At 66.3% G+C, this 21260-nt stretch carries 18 protein-coding genes and 1 pseudogene; 11 read left to right on the forward strand and 8 right to left on the reverse strand.

The features are described from left to right. From BJF89_RS01570 to BJF89_RS01580, 3 genes are all read right to left on the reverse strand, one after another. Positions 1-450 (reverse strand): hypothetical protein (locus BJF89_RS01570; protein WP_075811693.1); only part of this gene is annotated, 450 nt, incomplete at its 3' end. A 52-nt stretch (positions 451-502) separates the two neighbouring features. Further along, positions 503-850 carry a helix-turn-helix domain-containing protein gene (locus BJF89_RS01575; protein ID WP_075811695.1) on the reverse strand — a complete coding sequence of 116 codons (348 nt, stop codon included), beginning with the start codon at positions 848-850 and terminating at the stop codon, positions 503-505. Positions 851-920: 70 nt separating this feature from the next. After that, positions 921-2426, reverse strand: a complete 1506-nt coding sequence (locus BJF89_RS01580; RefSeq protein ID WP_075811697.1) for a long-chain fatty acid--CoA ligase — start codon at positions 2424-2426, stop codon at positions 921-923. 221 nt (positions 2427-2647) lie between these two features. Between BJF89_RS01580 and BJF89_RS01585 the strand changes: the two are divergent. Continuing rightward, a pseudogene (locus BJF89_RS01585) lies at positions 2648-3484 on the forward strand (DNA-formamidopyrimidine glycosylase family protein); the annotation flags it as partial. 184 nt (positions 3485-3668) lie between these two features. Here BJF89_RS01585 and pgi read toward each other — a convergent pair. The 3 genes from pgi to BJF89_RS01600 all read right to left on the reverse strand — a co-directional run bounded on the left by pgi (position 3669) and on the right by BJF89_RS01600 (position 7111). After that, complete coding sequence (pgi, locus tag BJF89_RS01590) at positions 3669-5372, reverse strand: glucose-6-phosphate isomerase (protein ID WP_083650435.1); 1704 nt, start codon at positions 5370-5372, stop codon at positions 3669-3671. Between the two features lie 63 nt (positions 5373-5435). Continuing rightward, the gene (gene hisN, locus BJF89_RS01595) at positions 5436-6269 is read right to left on the reverse strand and encodes a histidinol-phosphatase (protein ID WP_075811699.1); all 834 of its coding nucleotides are present in this window, start codon (positions 6267-6269) and stop codon (positions 5436-5438) included. Beyond that, positions 6266-7111 carry an inositol monophosphatase family protein gene (locus BJF89_RS01600; RefSeq protein ID WP_075811701.1) on the reverse strand — a complete coding sequence of 282 codons (846 nt, stop codon included), beginning with the start codon at positions 7109-7111 and terminating at the stop codon, positions 6266-6268. The genes hisN and BJF89_RS01600 overlap by 4 nt, the downstream gene beginning before the upstream one ends. Positions 7112-7173: 62 nt before the next feature. On the opposite strand from BJF89_RS01600, the gene prfB reads away from it, so the two are divergent. The 9 genes from prfB (at position 7174) to BJF89_RS01645 (ending at position 15944) form a co-directional block, all read left to right on the forward strand. Then, on the forward strand, positions 7174-8307 hold the full coding sequence (gene prfB, locus BJF89_RS01605; protein WP_075811703.1) for a peptide chain release factor 2: 1134 nt from the start codon (positions 7174-7176) through the stop codon (positions 8305-8307). Between the two features lie 101 nt (positions 8308-8408). Then, positions 8409-9326: a hypothetical protein gene (locus BJF89_RS01610; RefSeq protein ID WP_075811705.1), complete on the forward strand. Its 918-nt coding sequence runs from the start codon at positions 8409-8411 to the stop codon at positions 9324-9326. 23 nt (positions 9327-9349) lie between these two features. Then, the gene (locus tag BJF89_RS01615; protein WP_075811707.1) at positions 9350-11002 is read left to right on the forward strand and encodes a sodium:solute symporter family protein; all 1653 of its coding nucleotides are present in this window, start codon (positions 9350-9352) and stop codon (positions 11000-11002) included. A 26-nt stretch (positions 11003-11028) separates the two neighbouring features. Continuing rightward, positions 11029-11343 (forward strand): hypothetical protein, encoded by a 315-nt coding sequence (locus BJF89_RS01620; RefSeq protein WP_075811709.1) that lies wholly within the window; start codon positions 11029-11031, stop codon positions 11341-11343. Between the two features lie 14 nt (positions 11344-11357). Next, a complete protein-coding gene (gene galT / locus BJF89_RS01625; RefSeq protein WP_187344663.1) occupies positions 11358-12527 on the forward strand; it encodes a galactose-1-phosphate uridylyltransferase in 1170 nt (389 codons plus the stop codon). Continuing rightward, positions 12524-13240, forward strand: coding sequence for a galactokinase family protein (locus BJF89_RS19890; RefSeq protein ID WP_369803619.1), 717 nt, complete (start codon positions 12524-12526; stop codon positions 13238-13240). The genes galT and BJF89_RS19890 overlap by 4 nt, the downstream gene beginning before the upstream one ends. 374 nt (positions 13241-13614) lie before the next feature. Beyond that, entirely contained in the window at positions 13615-13881 is a 267-nt protein-coding gene (locus BJF89_RS19895) for a hypothetical protein (RefSeq protein ID WP_369803624.1), read from the forward strand. A gap of 137 nt (positions 13882-14018) precedes the next feature. Continuing rightward, positions 14019-14300, forward strand: a complete 282-nt coding sequence (locus BJF89_RS01635) for a hypothetical protein (RefSeq protein ID WP_075811713.1) — start codon at positions 14019-14021, stop codon at positions 14298-14300. 444 nt (positions 14301-14744) lie between these two features. Further along, complete coding sequence (locus tag BJF89_RS01645) at positions 14745-15944, forward strand: RtcB family protein (protein ID WP_075811717.1); 1200 nt, start codon at positions 14745-14747, stop codon at positions 15942-15944. Here the strand turns inward: BJF89_RS01645 and BJF89_RS01650 are convergent. Next, a complete protein-coding gene (locus BJF89_RS01650) occupies positions 15931-16548 on the reverse strand; it encodes a class I SAM-dependent methyltransferase (protein ID WP_075811719.1) in 618 nt (205 codons plus the stop codon). The two genes, BJF89_RS01645 and BJF89_RS01650, sit on opposite strands and share 14 nt — an antisense overlap. Positions 16549-16719: 171 nt before the next feature. On the opposite strand from BJF89_RS01650, the gene BJF89_RS01655 reads away from it, so the two are divergent. Beyond that, complete coding sequence (locus BJF89_RS01655; RefSeq protein ID WP_255372446.1) at positions 16720-17394, forward strand: aminoglycoside 3'-phosphotransferase; 675 nt, start codon at positions 16720-16722, stop codon at positions 17392-17394. Between the two features lie 173 nt (positions 17395-17567). Here the strand turns inward: BJF89_RS01655 and BJF89_RS01660 are convergent, their stop codons facing one another. After that, positions 17568-21062, reverse strand: a complete 3495-nt coding sequence (locus tag BJF89_RS01660) for a proline dehydrogenase family protein (RefSeq protein ID WP_075811723.1) — start codon at positions 21060-21062, stop codon at positions 17568-17570. Positions 21063-21260: the final 198 nt, after the last annotated feature.

A 21260-nucleotide genomic window follows, 5' to 3' on the forward strand; every position in this document is an offset into this window, starting at 1 on the left:
GGACGTCCAGACCATCGAGGCCCCGGTTGACGAACCGGCCGAAGCGGAGCGCGAGAGCGTTCCGACCGGTGACGTCGTCGCCGAGGCACGTCCGGACGCCTCCGCACCGTCGCCCGCCGTCGACGAGTGGACGATCTCTTCCTCAACGCTTTCCGCGGTGTCGGCGGAGGCCCGCAGGATGTTGAGGGTCAGCTCCTTCTGGGCGGCGAGCAGTCGTTCGGTGAGCTCGAAGTTTGCCTCGACGACCTCGCTGGGCTTGGGCATCCGGTCCTTCATCGACTCATTGAACTGGGCGAAAGGCTCGGGGAGCGGCGGGACGGTGGGCAGGTTGGCCTCACCGGCGAGTCGGGACGAACGCTCGGCCCACCGGTTGACGACGTCCTCGGTACGCTTGAGCGTCTCGATCCACTGGTCGCCGATCTGGCGGGTGATGTCCTGGTAGCTGCTCATGATTTCTCCTTACTGTGAACCGGCGGTGCCAGGTTCATGACGGGTGGGACGATCACTTGTCCGCGATCATCGCTTTGTAGGTCTGGACCAGTGCAGTCTTCTGGGTTGAGGTCAGGTACTCGTCTGCGGCGATCGCCGTGGGCACGTCGTCGCGGGCGGGGGCTCCCGCAGACAGCCACCCCATCCGCTGGAACAACTGGTCCGGTGCGATGTTCAGTGCCGTCGCGATGGACCGCAGGACCTCCGGTGACGGTTGGTACTTACCCCGTTCGATCTGGCTCAGGTATGAGTCCGAGACACGGCTGACGCGTGCCAGATGGCGTATGGACAGCTGGGCGATCTCACGTTGTGCTTTGAGGTACTTCCCGAAGTCTTCGAGTGCCTCGGTGTGCCTGTCCATGGTGACTCTCTTTCTTTCGACTGCAGAAATAGTAAACCACGCAAGTGCGTGGCAAGTCAAGCACTCGGTGTCAGGATTTCAGCGCGCGCTTGAGGATCTTGCCGGTGGGCCCTTTCGGCAGCGAGGGGAGAATGGTGAGCGTGCGTGGGTACTTGTATGCCGCCAGCTGCTCCTTGCAGTAGGAGATGATCTCGTCCTCCGTGGCGGTTTCGCCGGGTGTGAGGGAGACGAACGCGGTGACCTCCTCACCCAGTCGGTCATCGTCCCGGCCGATGACGGCAGCTTCGGCGACTGCCCGGTGGGTGTAGAGGACCTCCTCCACCTCCCGCGGGTAGACGTTGTAGCCACCGCGGATGATGAGGTCCTTGAGACGGTCGACGATGAACAGGAACCCGTCCTCGTCGACGTAACCGATGTCGCCGGTGTGGAGCCAGCCGTCCCGTAGCGTCTCCCTGGTTGCGTCGGGGCGCTTGTAGTACTCCTTCATTACGTTGTGTCCCCGGACCACGACCTCCCCCCGGTGGTCGGCGCCCCGGGGCTGCTCGTCCCCGTTTTCATCGACGATCTTCACGTCCACACCCCAGATCGGCTTGCCCACGGACAGCACCTTCCGGTTTTCGGCGCTGATGTTGAAGGTGGATGTCGACGCCGTCTCGGACAGGCCGTATCCCTCGAGGACGGTCGCGCAGGGAAACTTCTCCTCGAAGGAGCGTATGACCTCGCCGGGAATCGAGGATCCCCCGGATATGGTCATGCGCAGTGACGACACATCGCGCCCCTCGGTGGGAGTCTGGATGAGGGCCATGTACATCGTGGGAACGCCGGCGAACTGTGTGGCGCTGTGTGTCTCGACTGCGTCGATCACTGCCTCTGCGGTGAAGCGCGGAATAAGGACGATCGAGGCGCCGTAGCGGATGACGGTGTTGAGCACGCTCGAGAGGCCGAAGACGTGGAACAGCGGCAGCACGCCGACGGAGACGTCGTCGCCGCTGAGATCGACCAGGGATCCGGCCACGGTGCAGTTCATGTACAGCTGGAAATGCGTGAGCTCTGCGCCTTTCGGTGTGCCTGTGGTGCCGCTGGTGTAGAGGCGCACCGCCGTGTCGTCTGCTCCTCGTGCGACGAGGTCGCCGGTGTCTGCCTCGGTGAGGAGGTCGTCGAAGGGGCGTGCGCCGTCCGGAACGCTCCCGACCATGTACACGGGCACGTCGCCCGCTTCGCGGGCACCCTCCAGCGCGTTGTCGGCGAACTGGTGGAACGTCACCAGTGCCCGGGAGTCGCTGTCGGTGAGGTGGTAGGCGATCTCTCGTGGGGAGAGCAACGGGTTGAGCGGCACCATCACCAGTCCTGCCTTGAGGATGCCGAAATAGGCGACGACGAACTGCGGGATATTGGGAAGTTGGACCGCGACGGCCTCACCGGGCTCATATCCGTCGCGCCGGAGGGTTGCGGCGAGTCGGCCGGACGCTTCATCGATCTGTGCGTAGCTCAGCTCCTCTCCCTCGAAGTACGCGAAGGTCTTCTCCGGGGCCGAGACCGTGGACTCCTTGAGCATGGTGGCGAGGTTGAACGACATGGTGGTCCTTTCGGGAGGGTGGTGTGGTGCCGTTCCTGAGGGGTGTCAGGACCGATGTCCGCCGAAGCGTTCTTCATACGACGCAGTATCATTCACAGCGACTACTATGTGATTTTGCTCTCAAACTATGTTCCCCGTCAAGTTGACGGCACGGGCGTGGAGACGTGGGGCGGCGTAACGTGAACCGGTGGCAGTGGTTGCGGCGACGGAGGAGGAGCGCGGTGCCTGAGGGTGATTCAGTACTTCAACTGTCCGACCGCATGCAGTGGATGACCGGCCGGACAGTGACCCGCTCAGACATCCGTGTACCCCGCTTCGCCACCGAGGACCTCACCGGTAGGCAGGTCACCAGGGTGTGGCCCTACGGCAAGCATCTCTTCATGGACTTCGACGGGCGTGTCCTGCACACCCACCTGAAGATGGAGGGAGTCTGGTCCATCCACGCCGCCGGAGCCCGGTGGCGCAGGCCCGGTCACACCGCGCGGGTCGTCCTGCGGCTGTCCCCGCAACATGCGGGAGGGCCGCAGATCGAGGCCGTCGGCCACAGTCTCGGATTCGTCCGGCTCTTCGACCGTGACGACTACGACCAGATCGTGGGCCATCTCGGGCCGGACATCCTCGCGTCGGACTGGGAGAGCGCGGCGTTCGGACGTGATGAAGCACTGGGAAGAATCCTCGCGCGCCCGGACCGTAGCATCGGGGCGGCGCTGCTCGACCAGCGTAATGTCGCCGGAATCGGCAACGAGTACCGGGCGGAAGTCTGTTACCTCGGTGGCGTGGACCCACGCCGTCCCGTCGGCGGCGGGGCGGAGGCAGAGGTTGCCGCGGCCCGCCTGCTCGATCTGTCCCGGAAGGTGATGTGGGAGAACCGTCGGGAACCCCGTCGGCTCTTCACCGGCGACCGGCGGCCCGGAATGGGCAACTACGTCTTCGGTCGGGCGGCGAAGCCGTGTCTCCGCTGCGGGACCGCGGTACTCAAAGGATTCCTTGGCGGGGTGGACGCCGGTGGGGATGACGGCGAACTCGAGAGGGTCATCTGGTGGTGCCCGGTCTGCCAGGCGGCTGAGCCGCCGGGAAGACAGATGCCGGGAGACAGGGTAGGAGTGGCAGACCTGTCGGTCAGATGGCAGATGCACCGGTCGATTTCCGGAGGTAAATCGACCGGTGCATCTGCCACGCGGGCGATACCTCTGCCATGCCCACCCTGGGGCGGACGTGTTGCCGGGAGCGGAGAGGCCGGGACTACCGCTTCCGGTTGCGCAGGACGTGGCGCAGCAGCGAGTCGGTCGACGGGTCACCGGTGTCGACGTCTGCGGAGTCGGTGTTGCTGCTCAGCAGAGGGAGCAGTTCATTCGCCTGCTTCTTCCCGAGTTCCACACCCCACTGGTCGAAGCTGTTGATACCCCAGACCACGCCCTGCACGAAGCAGATGTGCTCGTAGAGAGCGATCAGCGAGCCCAGGGTGCGCGGGGTCAGCTTGTCGGCGATGATCGTGCTGGAGGGACGGTTGCCCGGCATGACCTTGTGCGGGATGAGCTTCTCGTCCACTCCCGCCTCACGCAGCTCCTCCGCGGTCCGGCCGAAAGCCATGACACGCGACTGCGCCAGGAAGTTAGACAGCAGCATGTCGTGCATACTGGTCTCCCCGTCGGAGCTCCGGTGGTCGGTGTGCGGGTTGACGAAGCCGATGAAGTCCGCCGGGATGAGGTGCGTGCCCTGGTGGATCAGCTGCATGAAGGCGTGCTGGCCGTTGGTGCCGGCCTCACCCCAGTAGACCTCACCGGTCTCGGCGGTGGTCAGTTCGCCGTCGAGACGCACCGACTTGCCGTTGGACTCCATCATCAACTGCTGGAGGTAGGCGGGGAAGCGGCCGAGGTCCTGCGAGTAGGGGAGGACCACGTGCGACTGGGAGTTCAGCACCGAGGTGTACCAGACCCCGAACAGGCCCATCAGCACCGGCGCGTTCATCTCCAACGGCTCGGAGTAGAAGTGGTTGTCCACGTCGTGGAAACCGGCGACGAACTCCATGAAGTCCCGCGGCCCGATCGCCGCCATCAACGACAGTCCGATCGCCGAGTCCACCGAGAAACGACCGCCGACCCAGTCCCAGAATCCGAACATGTTGCGGGTGTCGATGCCGAACTTCGCGACCTCGTCGGCATTCGTCGAGACGGCGACGAAGTGCTTGGCGACGGCGTCGTTCACCACCGACTCGTCGGAGGTGTCCAGGCCGAGCCGTTTCAGTCCGTCAAGCAGCCATCGCTTCGCACTGTGCGCATTGGCCAGCGTCTCGGAGGTGGTGAACGTCTTCGAGGAGACGACGAACAGGGTGGACGCCGGGTCGAGGCCGTCGAGGGTCGCGGTGACGTCCGCCGGGTCGACGTTGGAGACGAAGTACGGGGTGATCCCGGCCGTGCAGTACGGGCGCAGTGCCTGTGCAGCCATCGAAGGGCCGAGGTCAGAGCCGCCGATGCCGATGTTCACCACGTTCTTGATCGTGTGGTTGGTCGCCCCCCGCCAGTCACCGCTGCGCAGCGCCTTGGCGAGCCCGCGCATCCGGTCCAGGGTGTGGTGGACGTCCTCGGCGATGTCCTGGCCGTCTACGCTGAGATCCTGGTCGATCGGCACGCGCAGGCCGGTGTGCAGTGCCGCACGGTCTTCCGTGGTGTTGACGTGTTCACCGTTGAACAAGGCCTGACGGTAGTCCTCGATCCCTTTCGCCCGTGCCACATTGAGCAGCAGGCGCACGGTGTTCTCGTCGGCGAGGTTCTTCGAGAGGTCCACGTGCAGCGGGCCGACGTCGAACGTCATGTCGCCGGCCCGGCCCGGATCGTCCCGGAACAGGTCCTTGAGCGTGGTTCCCTTGAAACGTGTCGCGTGGGCGACCAGAGCCTGCCACTCCGGCGTCTTCGTCACAGGGGTGGGGTTCGGGACGGTGAAAGTCACAGGTGTCGCCCTTTCGAGAATCCGGTGTCTGTATTCGTTGTCCCTGCCCACGGTAGCGGAAAATCAGGTGGCGGGGTTCTGCCCCGCATCCAGCGCGGACAGCACCCGGTCCTGCAGCAGGCCGTTGCTGGCCACCGCGGAGCCGTCGTAGGGCCCCGGTGTCCCGTCGAGGGCGGTGAACCGGCCACCGGCCTCACGGACGAGGACGTCCAGCGCCGCCAGGTCCCAGAGGTTGACCTCCGGTTCGGCGGCCACGTCCACCGTCCCCTCGGCGACCATGCAGTAGGACCAGAAATCGCCGTACCCCCGCAGCCGCCATGCCGCGTCGGTCAACGCGATCAGTTCGTCGCGACGTCCCACCTTCTTCCACCCCTCCAACGAGGACAGCGAGATCGAGCAGTCCGCGATATCGGAGACCTTCGACACCGAGATCCTGCGGGCCTCGTTGGTGTTGAAGACGGCCCACGCGCCCATCTGCTCGGCCGCCCACCACCGTCGTGCCAGGCCGGGCGCGGACACCACGCCGACGACGGGCGTCCCGTCGACGACCAGTGAGATCAGCGTCGCCCACACGGGCACGCCCCGGACGAAGTTCTTCGTCCCGTCGATCGGGTCGATGACCCACTGACGGCCCGTCCTCGCTGCGTCCCCGGTGTCCCCGCCGAACTCCTCGCCGAGTACGGCGTCGTCCGGACGGCGCGTCGACAGGACCTCGCGCAGCTGTCGCTCGACCTCGGTGTCGGCGTCGGACACCGGGGTCAGGTCGGGTTTGGTGGTGATCTCCAGGTCGCTGGCCCCGAAACGGGCCAGGGTGACCTTGTCGGCGATGTCGGCGAGGTACAGCGCCAGGGTCAGGTCGTCAGAATAGTCGGGGCAGTCGGACGTGGATGCGCTCATGGCTCCAAGGATAGGTTCTCCACGACGTGACCGACACTGGAGGGTGAGCCCGCCACCGACCACAGTTTTCCGCCGGCGCGGACCCGCGCGCACCGTCCCCCCGCGCCCTCGATCAGTGCCCGCCCGGGCAGCAGGTCCCACGGCAGGACGCTGTGCTGGAACCAGCAGCCCGCATTGCCCGACGCCACCCCTGCCATGTCCACCGAGGCAGAGCCGTTGAACCGCACCGTCGCGAAGTCCCGGACCGTGTCGGTGAACACCCGGTTCAGCTCCGGGGTCGCGATGTCCGTGGGATGCAGGTAGCCGGTGAGACAGGACTTCTCCGGGGGAAGGTCCGCCAGGGTGCCGACCGGTGCGCCGTCCAACGTGGTGGGGATACCCGGGCCACCGAACCACGTGTAGCCCATCGCCGGACGGTGCACGGCACCGAAGTGCAGCGCGTCCGGGTCCTCCGGGTCACCGTCGACCAACGCGAGCGCAGAGCACCAGTAGTCGGACCCGGTGGTGAAGTTGTACGTGCCGTCCACCGGGTCGATCACCCAGGTACGCCCCGACTCGGACGGTGCGGACGCACCCTCCTCACCGAGCAGGCCGTCCTGCGGACGCAGTGTACGCAGCACCTCGGCGACGAAATCCTCCGCCGCGCGGTCCGCCGCCGTCACCACGTCCGACACCGAGGTCTTGAACTCGGTGGTGACCCCTGCCTCCCGCATCCGCCAGGCCAGCCGCCCGGCGTTGTACACCAGCGCCTGGGCGAGGGTGCCGTCGTCGTCCCGGTCGTGCGAGATGATGAACGTCTTCGTGATGGCCTGCAGGGCGTCTGCGGGGATGGGGGAGTTCATGCGTCTATTGTGCACGGGGTGTGGCCCGGGTGCCGCCCGTGGGGTGAGTAGACTGGGCGACCATGCAGCCCGATGTGACCTCCGCGATCGATGACCTCGACTCCACCCTCACCACGATCGAAAAGGTGCTCGACCTTGATGAGCTGGAGTCACGCGCGCGCGAACTCGAGGATCAGGCCGCCGACCCGTCCCTCTGGGACGACCCCGACCACGCCCAGCAGATCACCAGCCAGCTCAGTCACGTCCAGGCGCGGTTGAAGAAGGTCCGCGGTCTGCGTGACCGGCTCAACGACCTGCCCGTGATGTACGAGATGGCCGAGGAGTCCAGGGAATCCGGGGACGCCGACGCCGCCGAGGCCGCCGAACTCGCGGAGACCGAGCTCGCCGATCTCCGCGAGGAGATCGACTCCCTCGAGGTCACGACGATGCTCTCCGGCGAATACGATTCGCGCGAGGCGGTGGTGAACATCCGCTCCGCCGCCGGTGGAGTGGACGCCGCGGACTGGGCGGAGATGCTCATGCGCATGTACACCCGGTGGGCGGAGAAGAGCGGACACAAGGTCGAGGTGTACGACATCTCCTACGCCGAAGAGGCCGGCATCAAGTCCGCGACCTTCGTCGTCCACGGCGACTACATGTACGGCACCCTGTCGGTGGAGCAGGGCACCCACCGCCTGGTGCGCATCAGCCCCTTCGACAACCAGGGCCGCCGTCAGACCTCCTTCGCGGAGGTGGAGGTCCTGCCGGTGGTGGAGACCTCCGACCACGTCGACATCGACGACAATGATGTGCGCGTGGACGTCTACCGGTCGTCCGGTCCCGGTGGACAGTCGGTGAACACCACCGACTCGGCGGTGCGGCTGACCCACATTCCCACCGGCATCGTGGTGACCTGTCAGAACGAGAAGTCGCAGATCCAGAACAAGGCCTCGGCGATGCGCGTCCTCGCCGCGAAGCTGCTGGAGCGCAAGCGGCAGGAGGAGGCCGCCGAGATGGACGCCCTGCGCGGCGACGGCTCGAACTCCTGGGGTAACCAGATGCGCTCCTATGTGCTGCACCCGTACCAGATGGTCAAGGACCTGCGGACGAACTTCGAGGTCAACGACCCCTCCAAGGTGCTCGACGGTGGCATCGACGGGCTGCTGGAGGCGGGGATCCGCTGGCGGATGGCGGAACAGCAGGGCGACGGGGAGTAGGTCGGAGGCCTGTGGGGGAGCTCCCGGCGTGCCAGGCGCCCGAGGGAATCCGAGGAAATCTAAGGTTCCTTCCTTAAACAAACTGGACTAATGTGAGCTGAATGACAGCTGGTCCGCCGAGTGTGACGATCGTCTCGGGGGAGTGTGCCGCGACCCTGGCGCTGCGGGGCGGTGGACCCTCACAGCTGACGTGGCGGGGGCTGGAGATGCTCGAGGGCTACGGCGGTGCGGGGCAGCAGACGACCGCGCCCCTGTCCGCGAATGTCGTCCTCGCACCCTGGCCGAACAGGACGAGGGACGGGGTATACAGCTTCGACGGCCGGCGTCACCGGCTCGGTATCACGGAACCGGGAAGATCCACCGCCCTGCACGGCTTCGTCGCTGAGCGGGAGTGGACCGTGGCGGTGCATGAGACGGATTCAGTCCGTCTCGTCGTCGAACCGGGGCCGCAGCCCGGATGGCCGTGGCCTGTCCACGTGTCGGTGCTCTACCGCGTCACCCGCGACGGACTGCGGGCGGACCTCGCCCTGCGCAACGACGGCACGACGGACATGCCCGCGGCCGTCGGGTTCCACCTCTACCCGTCGGCACTCGGTGCCTCGACCGACACCTGTTCACTGACGGCGCCGACCCACCGGTACCTGCCCCTCGACGAGCGGGGCATGCCGTGCGGGGAGGACCAGGAGGATGTCGGAGTGCTGCCTGACCTGGAGAACCCCCTCGCCGGACGGGTGCTCGACCACTGCCTGCTGACCGACGACCCGACGTTCGTCCTGTCGCGTCCAGACGGGGCCGGTGTCATGCTCAGCACCTCCCCGGAGCTGCGCTGGTTCCAGATCTTCACCCCGGACGCCCGGACCGGAATGCCCTATCCCGGCCGCCCGGGAGGTCGTGCCGTCGCCGTGGAACCGATGACGGCCCCGCCGGACGCGCTGAACTCGGGCACCGGCCTGGCACGTCTACCGCCGGGGGAGAGCCTGACCTGTTCCTGGCGCCTCGACGTGCTCGCCCCTTCCTGACCCCGACAGAAAGCGCATCCCTCATGGAGACCGCACAGAACGTCCTCCGGCTCGACGCGAGCTGGGTGGACTACGCGCTGGTTGCCCTGTTCTTCATCTTCGTCCTCGGCATCGGCTGGGCGGCGAAACGCAGGGTCTCCAGCTCCATCGACTTCTTCCTCTCCGGGCGTGGTCTGCCGGCCTGGGTCACCGGACTGGCCTTCGTCGCCGCGAACCTCGGCGCCGTCGAGATCATCGGCATGTCCGCCAACGGTGTCGAATACGGCCTGCAGACCATGCACTACTTCTGGATCGGCGCTGTGCCGGCGATGATCTTCCTCGGCATCGTGATGATGCCCTTCTACTACGGCTCGAAGGTCCGCTCGGTCCCGGAGTTCATGCGGCGCAGGTTCGGTAACGGGGCCCACCTGGTCAACGCGGTCTCCTTCGCCGTCGCCCAGCTGCTCATCGCCGGGGTGAACCTGGTGCTGCTGGCCAAGGTCGTCAACGCCCTGCTGGGCTGGCCGCTGTGGGTCACTCTGGTCGTCGCCGCGGTGATCGTGCTGTCCTACATCACCCTCGGCGGACTGTCGGCCTCGATCTACACCGAGGTCCTGCAGTTCTTCGTCATCGTCGCCGCACTCGCCCCGTTGACCATCATCGGCCTGAACCGCGTCGGCGGCTGGGGCGGGCTCAAGGAGCAGGTCCAGGATTTCCAGAACCATGCGTGGCCGGCGCAGGAACTCTCCGGCTTCAACAGCCCGGTGCTCTCCGTGATCGGTATCGTGCTGGGCCTGGGCTTCGTCCTGTCCTTCGGCTACTGGACCACCAACTTCGTCGAGGTCCAGCGCGCGATGGCGTCCGACTCGATCAGTGCCGCGCGTAAGACACCGATCATCGGCTCCTTCGTGAAGCTGTTCGTCCCGTTCATCGTCATCGTCCCGGGCATGATCGCCTCCGTCGTCGTCGCCGCGTACAGCGACGGCGGGGACGCCGCCCCGAACGACGCGATCCTCTACCTCATGCGTGACCTGCTGCCCACCGGTCTGCTCGGCGTGGCGATCGCCGGTCTGCTGGCGTCGTTCATGGCCGGTATGGCGGCGAACATCTCCGCGTTCAACACAGTGTTCAGCTACGACATCTGGCAGGCCTACGTGGTCAAGGACCGCAAGGACGGCTACTACCTGAAGGTCGGACGCTGGGCCACCGTCGGTGCCACCGTCATCGCCGTCGGCACCGCGATGATCGCCAACAACTTCGGCAACGTCATGGACTACCTGCAGACGTTGTTCGGCTTCTTCAACGCCCCGCTGTTCGCCACCTTCCTGCTCGGTATGTTCTGGAAGCGGATGACCCCGCACGCAGGCTGGTCTGGCCTGGTCGCCGGTACCGCTGCGGCCATCATCTTCTGGGCCTTCTCCCTCGGCGAGGACCCGCTGGTGAACCTGCCCGGCCAGGGTACGGCGTTCGTCGCCGCCGGCCTGGCGTTCGTCGTGGATATCCTGGTGTCTGTGATCGTCACGTCCTTCACCGCACCGAAGCCGGACAAGGAACTCGTCGGTTTCGTGAAGTCCGTGACCCCGAAGGCGATGCTCGAGGACCCGGAGGAGAAGACGCTGCCCTGGTACCGCCGTACCGTCCCACTGGGCATGCTGGCCCTCGCCATCACCGTGATCCTCAACATCGTCTTCCACTGATCCCGCTGACCTGAAAGGAGAGAACAATGTCTGCAACGCCTGACATCCAGACCACCGATCCCGCAGCTCCGACGAAACACAGGGCCGGCGCCTTCGACATACGGACCGTGACAGCGGCCCTGCTCGGCATCTACGGGGTCGTCCTGCTGCTCTGCGCCGCATTCCTCGACCCCGGGGTCAACCCCGACACCGGCGAGGCCAAGTCCTCCGTGGACAACCTCTGGACCGGTCTCGCCCTGCTCGTCGTCGCCGGGGTGCTGGTCCTCTGGGCGAAGCTGAACCCGGTCGTCGTTGACGAGTCGCTCATCGACGAGGACAAACTGCCGGGGTCCGACGACTGATGGGGGAGCACCCGCTGAAGATCACCCCCACCCGCCTGTCCGACGGCCGCGAGCTGATCTACTTCGACGACGACCCGGAGGTCCTCGCCGGACGCGTCACCCGCGAACTCCGCGACTCCCGTGAGCTGCCGGAGACCGTGGCGGAATCCGAGATGCGACGCGACCCGCTGACCGGGCAGTGGGTGACCTACGCCGCCCACCGCAACAACCGCACGTTCATGCCACCGGCGAACGAGAATCCGCTGGCCCCGACCACGCCGGGGAATCTGCCGACCGAGGTGCCCGCCGACGACTACGACGTCGTCGTCTTCGGCAACCGTTTCCCGTCTTTCTCGACGTCCATCGCCATGCCGGATGACCCGGCGGACTACGCGTGGACCGTCGACGGGGAGGACCTGTACCCGCGGCGCCCCGCGGAAGCCGCCTGCGAGGTCATCTGCTTCACCCCGGACACCACGAAGTCCTTCCGCGACCTGTCGCTGAGCCGGATCCGTACCGTCGTCGAAGCCTGGGCGCACCGCACCGCGGCCCTGTCACGGATCGACAGCGTGGTGCAGGTCGCCCCGTTCGAGAACCGCGGCGAGGAGATCGGGGTGACACTGCAGCACCCGCACGGGCAGATCTACAGCTACCCCTTCCTGCCGCCGCGCTCCCGCCAGATCCTGGAGAACGCCCGCGAGCACCGCGCCGCCACCGGCCGTGACTTCTTCGACGACATGCTCGCCGCCGAGCGTCGCGCCGGTACGAGAATCATCCTCAGCACCGAGGAGTTCACCGTCCTCGTCCCCGCCGCGGCGAAGTGGCCTGTCGAGGTCATGGTGACGCCGAACCGTCCCGTCGCCGACTTCACCGACCTCACCCGGGACGAACGCGCGGCGCTGGCACGTGTGCTGAAGCCGCTCTACATGGCCGTCGACCGGTTCTTCGAAGGCGTGGAGCGCACCCCGTACATCGCCGCGTGGAACCAGGTGCCGGTACAGGCACGGCTCACCGGGGACGACGAGTCACTGCGCGGGGAGGGACGTCTGCACCTGCAGCTGTTCTCCCTGATGCGTTCACCGCACCGGATGAAGTTCCTCGCCGGCTCGGAATCGGCCTTCGGCGCCTGGATCAGCGACACCACACCGGAAGCGGTCGCGGAGAGGATGCGCGCGGTATGGCCCGGCGACAAGGAGTGGCAGTGACACCTGACGGGACACCTGACTGGTGGACGACCCGCGACGACAACCGGCTCGCGTCCGATGCCCGCGCACTTTTCGCGACCCACTTCGGTGACAGTGCGCACTGCGAGGGCGTGTGGGCTGCGCCGGGGCGGGTGAACCTCATCGGCGAGCATGTCGACTACGCCGGCGGGATGTCCCTGCCGTTCGCGCTGCCGCAGAACACCGCCGCCGCCGTGGGACGTCGGACAGACGGTCTGCTGCGACTGGTGTCCGTTCCCGCGGGCGTGGCGTCGGCGCAGGTGACCGACGTGGTCGAGGTCAGCCTGGACGACGTGGGCCCTGGGCAGCCCGACGGCTGGGCGGGGTACGCGGCCGGTGCAGTGTGGGCCGGCCTGCAGGACGGAGTCATCCCGACCTGTGACGGCCTCGACATCGCGCTGGTCTCCGACGTGCCGCTCGGCGCCGGGCTGTCCAGCTCCGCAGCCTGGAGTGTTCCGTTGCGCTGGCCGCCTTCGAGCTGGCCACGGAGCGTCCACCGGAGGCCGACGAGCTGTCAGCCCTGGTGGCGGCGTGCATGCGTGCGGAGAATGAGGTCGTCGGTGCCTCGACCGGTGGCCTTGACCAGCGCAGTTCCTTCTACGGGCGCGCCGGCACCGCCCTGGCCGTCGACTTCCTCAGTGACACGGTGGAGGCGGTCCCGTGCGATCTCGCCGCAGTCGGCCTGTCACTGCTGATCATCAACACCAATGCGCAGCACCGTCTGGTCGACGGGCAGTACGCCTCCCGCCGCGGGGTCATCGACGCGGTCTCCGACCATCTCGGCGTCCGGACCCTCGGGGAGACGCTGGCGGGGGCGCCCGACACCGCTGCACTGGAGGACGCCGTGACGTCCTGGTCGACCAGTCGGCAGGCCCGTGACCTGCTCGGCGGTAGCGAGGAGACGGGCCAGGTGACACAGGACGAGGTCACCCGGACCGCTCTGCGCCGCGTCCGGCACGTCGTCGAGGAGATCCGCCGGACCCGTGAGGACGCCGTGCCGATGCTGCGTGGCGGCCGCGCGTTCCCGGTCGACGGGGGAGCGTCGGGGGAGCAGTCGCTCGGTGACCTGATGAACGACAGCCACGCCAGCCTGCGCGACCTGTACGAGGTCACCGTGCCCGAGCTCGACAGTGCACAGGATGTGGCGCTGGCCTGCGGCGCGCTCGGTGCGAGGATGGTCGGCGGCGGCTTCGGCGGCAGCGTGATCGCTCTGGTGGGGCAGGACGACGTGGCGCAGGTCGCCACCGGTGTCACGGAGGAGGCCGCCCGTCGTGGCTTCCCGGCACCGATGTTCTTCACCGCCGAGCCGTCCGCCGGGGCGCGCCGGATCGGGTGAGGCTCGTCGGCCCGTCACCGGGCCCGTCGCAGCAGTCCGTTGCAGTAGCCCGGGGCGTTGTCGGTGTCGGTGGGGTGAAACCGACAACGCCCAGCCATCCCGTGACAAGCATCGGGGCGAGTTGTAGTCTGCGGGCCATGAACCAGCGGCGCGACGATCTTCTTGAACTGTTCTCCGAGGTGGATCCCTGGAAACTCCGGGGAGAGCCTCTGAAGGCCCCGGCGGACGAGTATTCCCCGGAAGTCGACCGCCTCATGGAGTATGACCGCCCGACGGTGCAGGACGTGCTGAGGGTTTTCGTGGAGATGGGGAGCACCGGGACGCCGTCGGTGGGGGAGGAGCCGGTGTTCGGGGAGTATCCCGCGATCAGCGAGCGCGATGCACAGCGCCTGGCGGAAGGGATCGCGCAGATCCGGTGATGTCGCAGAATCCCGGGGCTACGGTGGTTTCACAAAGGAGGCGGGGCCAACCCTTGCGGGTAGGAAAGCAGTGTGCCATCATCATCTGGTCCGGACGGCACGATGCCCCGGACACAGACCATCGCAGGGTGGACACCAGAAGTCAGAAGCGTCAGAGATCCGGAAAGGGGAACGGCATGTTTAGGAAGCACCAGCTTTCGTCGTGGCAGCAGCTGCGACAGCCGCAGCTAGAGCTGCACGAGCTGCCCGCTGTTTCCCTGAACGCTCACTGACCTCCACCTCGCAATTCCCCGGGCGCGGCGTCAGTGCCGCGTCCGGACGAGAATCCACGGATGACCCGTGTGACCCCTGCCGACCCTTCGGTCGGGTCGCCCCGGATCCCGACTTCTCCGCCACGGACGTGCGCCTGCCGCCGTCGCCCTTTCACCAGAAAGGACGACCATCATGTCCACTGACTCCGTCGACATACCGGGAGTCACGCTGAAGGAGAACAAGCTCCTCAGCTTCGCCTCCGACGTCGACGACAACACCCTCGATCAGGCACGCCAGCTTGCCGGCCTGCCCTTCGTATTCCCCCACGTTGCGCTCATGCCCGATGCCCACTTCGGCAAAGGCTCGTCCGTCGGTACCGTCTTCGGGACTGAGAGAGCCGTTATCCCCGCTGCCGTCGGCGTGGACATCGGCTGCGGAATGATCGGTGTACGTACATCATTCAGCAGCGACGATCTGGCAGGACGGGAACTCACGGACCTGCGTGACGCCATCGAGCGCACGATTCCGTTGTCCCCCGGACGCTACAACGGCTGGGTGCTGGGTGGAACTGCGGAGGCACGTACCCGGGAACTCTCCGAACTCGCGGAGAACACCGGTGTCGATCTGGGGCACCCGAAGAAGTGGCGTCAGCAGCTGGGGTCGCTCGGCGGCGGTAACCACTTCATCGAGTTGTGTCTCGACGAGGAAGACCGGGTCTGGATGTTCCTGCACTCCGGCTCGCGCGGGGTCGGCAACAAGATCGCGCAGAAGCACATCAAGACCGCCCAGCGGCTGATGCGTACGTTCTGGGTGCAGCTCCCGGACCAGGACCTCGCATACCTGCCTGAGGGTACTCCCGAGTTCGACTCGTACCTGCGGGATCTCGCCTGGGCCCAGCGGTTCGCCTGGTTGAACCGCGAGGAGATGATGGACCGGTTCTCCACACTGCTCGGCGAGTGGGTCGGCAGGCAGGTCGAGGAGACCGAAAGAATCAACTGCCACCACAACTACACCGTCAAAGAGCAGCACTACGGACGGACGGTGTGGCTGACCCGTAAGGGTGTGGTCCGCGCCGAAGAAGGAGTGAAAGCGCTGATCCCCGGGTCGATGGGGACGGCGTCCTACGTGGTCGAGGGACGTGGCTTCGCGCCGGGTCTGCGCTCGGCACCCCACGGTGCGGGGCGTCGGTTCTCGCGGAACCAGGCACGTAAGCGCTTCAGTGCGGAGGATCTCGATGCCCGGATGGACGGCATCGTCTACCGGCCCGGTGACGCCTTCGTCGATGAGATTCCGGACGCGTACAAGGACATCGACGTGGTCATGGCCGATGCCGAGCCATTGGTCCGCGTGGTGCACAAGCTGCGCCAGGTGATGAACGTCAAGGGGACGTAGCGTCTGAGTTCCTGACCGCGATGATCTCCCCGTGGGTGCGTTCAGGACGCCCGGATCGTGTTGCTGCGTGGGTGACCGTGAAACCGGCCTCTCCGACGAGCTTCTCGAGGGCATCGAGTGGCCAGTGGTAGGCCGTGGTGACGGCGTGGTCGAACGGCCCGTGTTCTGGGGCGGTGAAGAAGCCGAGGAGTAGACAGCCTCCGGACCGGACGCACCTGGCGAATTCTCCGAGAGCCGTAGCAACCTCGTCCGGGCTGGAGTGGATAAGGGAGTACCAGGCCAAGATCCCGCCGAGGGAAGAGGAAGGGACGTCGAGGTTCTCGGCACGTCCGATGCGGTAGGGGGCCTCCGGATACATTCGACGCGCCCGGTCGATAAACTCCCGGGCCGGATCGATTCCCTCAATGTCGATGCCCTGCGTGGCCAGCCAGTGTGTCCACTGGCCGGGGCCGCAACCAACGTCGAGGATCGGGCCGTCGACACTCTGGGCCCATTCGCCGATCAACTGGAGATCCGCGTCGGCGGCGTGGTCGATACGTCCTACCGCGTTGATGTACTCGTCGGCCCGGGCTCCGTACGCTCCTGCAGCCACGGTAGATGTCATGAGGATGATCCTAACGGCCCTTCCGGCCGTATGTCGTGGAGGTAGGGTGAGACCCATGGTGACCATGGGAAAGACGTCGTGACTGTTCCCCCGGCCCTCGCCGGACCACCTGCAGGGGAGCAACGGGTGCCAGAAATGCTCCGCCGGACGCTTGAGACTCATAGCTTCAGTATGGAAGGTGTGGAGCCTGTCTGGCGTAATGAAGCAGGTGGACTGACGTTCGCTGTCGCCGGGACGCCGGGGCATCCAGAGATCTACGCGAAGTGGAACCCGGCCTCGTCGGGAGAGTCGCTGGAGGACGAGGCACGACGCATGACTTGGCTCCGGGAGCGTCATCCGGTGCCGGAGGTTATTGAACTGGACACCAGGGGAAGTGGCGAGGTCCTGCTCACCAGAGCACTGCCGGGTGAGAGCGCGGTGTCGGCGCTATGGCGTGCGACACCAGAGGCGGCACTGCGTGCGCTGGGGGAGGGGCTCCGTCGACTGCACAGCGTGCCGATTGGCGGATGCCCGTATGACTGGAGTGCGGAAAGACGGCTCGCTGCGTTGGATGCGCGCCGTGGGGTTACGCCATTGGGCTCCGTTCCGCCGGTTGACCGTCTGGTGCTGTGTCAGGGTGACCCCTGTGCGCCGAACACGTTGATCGGGGACGACGGTTCATTCCTCGCGCACGTCGATCTCGCCCGGCTCGGTGTGGCCGACCGGTGGGCGGATCTTGCGGTGATGTCGATGTCTCTGGCATGGAACTACGGTGACGTCGACGAGACGGTTTTCTGGGAGGCCTACGGTGCAGACCCCGCCCCGGCGCGTATCGACTACTACCGCCGTTTATGGAACGCGGAGTAGAGGACCGTACGCTTGTTCCCGCGCGTGGATGAGGACGGCGCAGCGGGATCCACGGTTGACCAACACATGACCCAGGTTTGTGTCGGTTCTCAGGGGATGAAACCGACACAAACCTGGGGTCTCAGGCGAGTGTGGGGGGCGGGATCGATTCCCGCCGCCACCCTCACGACTACCTACGGCGTGGTGCCGTGGATGTAGCCGAAGCGGTGCTCCGTGGTCGTCACGGCCTGCTCCAGCAGCATCGGCAGCAACTCGCGGCGACCGTCCGGAAGAACGGGGCGGTCGAGCACGACGGAACCGGACCGCGCGGCGGCCTCGTAGAGGCCCTCGTCGACGTCACCGAGGGTGCGGATCCGCACACTGGGCTGGACACCGATTTCTGCGGCGAACTCGGTGTCGGAGACCATGCGGATCCGGTTGGCCAGCTCGCCCATCTCCGACGCGACGGACGCCGCTGCGGAGACGTCGAGTCTGGTCCCGGTCACTGATGCGCCGAGGTAGAGTCGCAGCAGGTCACGGAGGTTGGCGTTCGTGCCGATGCGTACGCGCAGCGGCTCCAGCAGCGGCCGGTAACGGAAGACGTTGGACTCCACCACCAGGGCTGTCCGGTCGTGTTCGATACCGAACTCGGAGGTCCAGGCCTGCGCGTCCGACTCTGCGGCGCGTCGGAGCCACCGGTGGTCGTCCTCGGTGAGCACCGGATGTGCCATGCCGTGGAACTCGCGCAGCATCTGGGTGATTTCAGTGGAGACGCTGCCGCTGTGGAGTTCGCTGATGTCTCCCTCAGCCCAGTATCCCTGCTGGGCGACGTAGTTCGGGCCACCTGCCTTGGCGCCGTTGCCGATAGAGGAGCCCTTCCAACCTCCGAAAGACTGACGCTGGACGATGGCGCCGGTGATGCCCCGCTCGACGTAGACGTTGCCGGCTTCGACCCGGTCGCGCCAGAAGGCCGTCTCGTCGCGGTCGATGGTGTGCAGGCCGGCGGTCAGACCGTATCCCGTGGAGTTCTGCCATTCGATGGCCTCTTCCAGCGTGTCGGCGTGCATGACGCCGGCGACCGGGCCGAAGCACTCGTGGGTGTGGAACCATGCGCCGGGGCGGACGTTGTCGCGGAGGCCGGGGCTCCACAGGGTGGCGTCATCCACGGTCCCGTTCAGCGGCTCGGGCTTCACCAGCCATTTCTCACCCTTGTCCAGCTTGGTGAGTCCGCGCAGGAGTTTGTCTCCGGCTGGTTCGATGATGCCGTTCATGTCGGTGGAGATGTCACTTCCCGGCCCGACATTCAGCGACTTCACGGCGTCGACGAGCTGTCCCATGAATCGTTTGGACTTGCCCATCGATCCCACGGTGATGATCAGTGACGCGGCGGAGCATTTCTGGCCCGCGTGTCCGTAGGCGGACGCCAGGATGTCGGACACCGCCAGGTCCGGGTCTGCGGCCGGGGTGACGATGATCGCGTTCTTCCCGGAGGTCTCGGCGTTGATGACCATCCGCGGATCCCAGGAACGGAACAGCCGTGCAGTCTCGGAGCCGCCGGTGAAGATCACCGAGTCGATGTCCTCATGGGACACCAGGCGTTTACCTGCGTCCCCCTCGTCGGCGTTGACGAGCTGCAGCATGTCCTCGGTGACACCTGCCTCCCGCAGGGCCTCGACGAAGACCTCCGCGATGCGCAGGGTCTGCGGCGCGGGTTTGATGATCACGCAGGCACCGGCGGCCAGTGCGGCCATGCAGCCGCCGACGGGAATCGCGATGGGGAAGTTCCACGGCGGGACGACGGCCACCGTCCGGTAGGGGGTGAAGGTGGAACCACGGTGGCGGTCGATCTTGCGCGCGGATTCCGCGTAGTAGCGGCAGAAGTCGATGGCCTCGGAGACCTCGGGGTCGGTTTCCGCCACGGTCTTGCCGGCCTCGTGGACGGCGGCAGCGATGAGACGGTGGCGGTTGTCGGCGAGCGCGTCCGCGGCACGGTCCAGTATCTCGGCGCGCTCGGCTCCGGTCTTGGAGGCCCAGGCCTCGTGTGCTCCCAGGGCGCGTTCGACAGCCTTGTCGACGACGGCGGGGTCAGTGACTTCCTCACTGACCACCGGACCAGGGTCGGACGACGGGTCGACGATACGTGCCGCCCAGTCACGGTTGGCCGGCAGGTCAGAGTCCGTGTCCGGCTCGTTGACGAAGTTGCCGGGAACGCTGGCGGAGCGTGCCCCGAGCTTCCGACGGGATTCCTCTGTGCGGTCCTGCGTCCGACGGGGGCCTGCGTCGGTGGACCACCGTTCACGTACGGCGGCGAGGTAGCGTTCGCGCTGTCCCTCCATCGGGGTCATGCCTGTTTCTTCGTCGTTCTCGGGGGTGAACATGGCGTACAGGAAGTTCTGCTTGGCACCGTTCTCTTCGAGACGTCGGACGAGATAACTCACCGCGACGTCGAAGTTCTCCTTCTTGACGACCGGAGTGTACAGGATCACCTCGCCCACGACATCGCGTACCGCCTCGGCCTGCGCGGGCGCCATGCCCTGGAGCATCTCCGCGTCGATCTGGTCTTCGACGCCCCGCTCAACCGAGAGTTCGTGGGCCAGCGCCATGTGGAAGACGTTGTGGGTGGCCACACCGATGCGGATGGCGTCGGAGTGCTCCGGACGCAGTACCCAGTCGAGCAGTCGCAGATAGTTGGCGTCGACCTCCGCCTTCGTCAGGTACGGGGTCTGGGGCCAGTCGTGAAGTTCGGAGTCCACGCGCTCCATCGAGAGGTTCGCGCCCTTGACGATGCGGACCTTGATCTTTGCGCCGCCACGGTCACGACGTTTCCGGGCGAACTCGGTCAGCTGACGGAGGGCGTCGAAGGAGTCGGGCAGGTACGCCTGAAGGACGATGCCTGCCTCAAGCTCGAGGAACTCGTCCTCGTCCAGCAGTTCGGTGAAGATCCTCAGGGTGAGGTCGAGGTCCTTGTACTCCTCCATGTCCATGTTGATGAAGGGATGAGGTGAACGCTTCATGGCCTCGCGGTAGAGCGGCCGGAGCCGCTCTTTGAGGCGTTCGGTGGATCCGTCGAGGTCCCAGTGATTCAGCTGGGACACCACGGCGGAGGGTTTGACGCTGACGTAGTCGACCCTGGGGTTGCGTACCAGGTCGATGAGGTCGTCGCGCCGGCGGACGGCCTCGTCCTCACCGAGGACGGCCTCGCCCAGGAGGTTGATGTTGAGACGGAACCCGGATTCGCGGGCGTTGTCCAGCATCTTGTCCATCGTCGTCCCTTCGGCGTCGAGGACCAGGTGGCCCACGACGGAGCGTAGGTACGAGCGTGCGATGGGCATCACGATCTGGGGGAGCAGCGGCGCGGCGATCGAACCAGCCGTCATGAGGATCTGGTCGACGACGCCGAGGAAGCCGGGGACCGGCGCCTGCCGCTTGACGGGGTGGGCAATCTTGGCGAATTCTTCTGCGGCGACCTTGTTGTCCTCGGGACGGGCGACGCGGTCAACGAAGCTGAAGGTGAATTCCACGCCGCTGGGTTCGTGGACCATGTCCGCGAGTTGCTTGGTCGACTTGCTGGTTTCCTTCACCTGCAACCAGGTGTCGGCGAGATCGAGAGACTTCTTGACCACGGCCTCCACGTCGTCGGCGTGCTCTGGACGGGTGGTTGCGGCGGCTGGGGACGTGTTCGGGGACATGGGTGCCTCCTGTCGGGGCGGCGTACCGGCCCGGGTAAATCAGTGACGGTGGACGTGCTGGTCAGCTGGGTGGTCACTCTGTAGCGGGAGGACGGTCTCCGACCGGTCGGAGACCTGTCGGTGCCATGAGATCGCATGACGGTAGGTGGTGCAGCACGGTGCTCCTCACTCTCGTCGTATGCGTCCGGAAGTGGGTCC

It is taken from the genome of Corynebacterium sp. CNJ-954, from assembly GCF_001942345.1.
GTDB lineage: Bacteria > Actinomycetota > Actinomycetes > Mycobacteriales > Mycobacteriaceae > Corynebacterium.

Excerpts from the sequence above, each read along its gene's own strand:
- BJF89_RS01575 (WP_075811695.1), bottom strand. The coding sequence starts at position 850 with ATGGACAGGCACACCGAGGCACTCGAAGACTTCGGGAAGTACCTCAAA.
- BJF89_RS01580 (WP_075811697.1), bottom strand. The coding sequence starts at position 2,426 with ATGTCGTTCAACCTCGCCACCATGCTCAAGGAGTCCACGGTCTCGGCC.
- hisN (WP_075811699.1), bottom strand. The coding sequence starts at position 6,269 with ATGAGCGCATCCACGTCCGACTGCCCCGACTATTCTGACGACCTGACC.
- BJF89_RS01600 (WP_075811701.1), bottom strand. The coding sequence starts at position 7,111 with ATGAACTCCCCCATCCCCGCAGACGCCCTGCAGGCCATCACGAAGACG.
- prfB (WP_075811703.1), top strand. The coding sequence starts at position 7,174 with ATGCAGCCCGATGTGACCTCCGCGATCGATGACCTCGACTCCACCCTC.
- BJF89_RS01610 (WP_075811705.1), top strand. The coding sequence starts at position 8,409 with ATGACAGCTGGTCCGCCGAGTGTGACGATCGTCTCGGGGGAGTGTGCC.
- BJF89_RS01615 (WP_075811707.1), top strand. The coding sequence starts at position 9,350 with ATGGAGACCGCACAGAACGTCCTCCGGCTCGACGCGAGCTGGGTGGAC.
- BJF89_RS01620 (WP_075811709.1), top strand. The coding sequence starts at position 11,029 with ATGTCTGCAACGCCTGACATCCAGACCACCGATCCCGCAGCTCCGACG.
- BJF89_RS19895 (WP_369803624.1), top strand. The coding sequence starts at position 13,615 with ATGAACGACAGCCACGCCAGCCTGCGCGACCTGTACGAGGTCACCGTG.
- BJF89_RS01635 (WP_075811713.1), top strand. The coding sequence starts at position 14,019 with ATGAACCAGCGGCGCGACGATCTTCTTGAACTGTTCTCCGAGGTGGAT.
- BJF89_RS01645 (WP_075811717.1), top strand. The coding sequence starts at position 14,745 with ATGTCCACTGACTCCGTCGACATACCGGGAGTCACGCTGAAGGAGAAC.
- BJF89_RS01650 (WP_075811719.1), bottom strand. The coding sequence starts at position 16,548 with ATGACATCTACCGTGGCTGCAGGAGCGTACGGAGCCCGGGCCGACGAG.
- BJF89_RS01655 (WP_255372446.1), top strand. The coding sequence starts at position 16,720 with ATGGAAGGTGTGGAGCCTGTCTGGCGTAATGAAGCAGGTGGACTGACG.
- BJF89_RS01660 (WP_075811723.1), bottom strand. The coding sequence starts at position 21,062 with ATGTCCCCGAACACGTCCCCAGCCGCCGCAACCACCCGTCCAGAGCAC.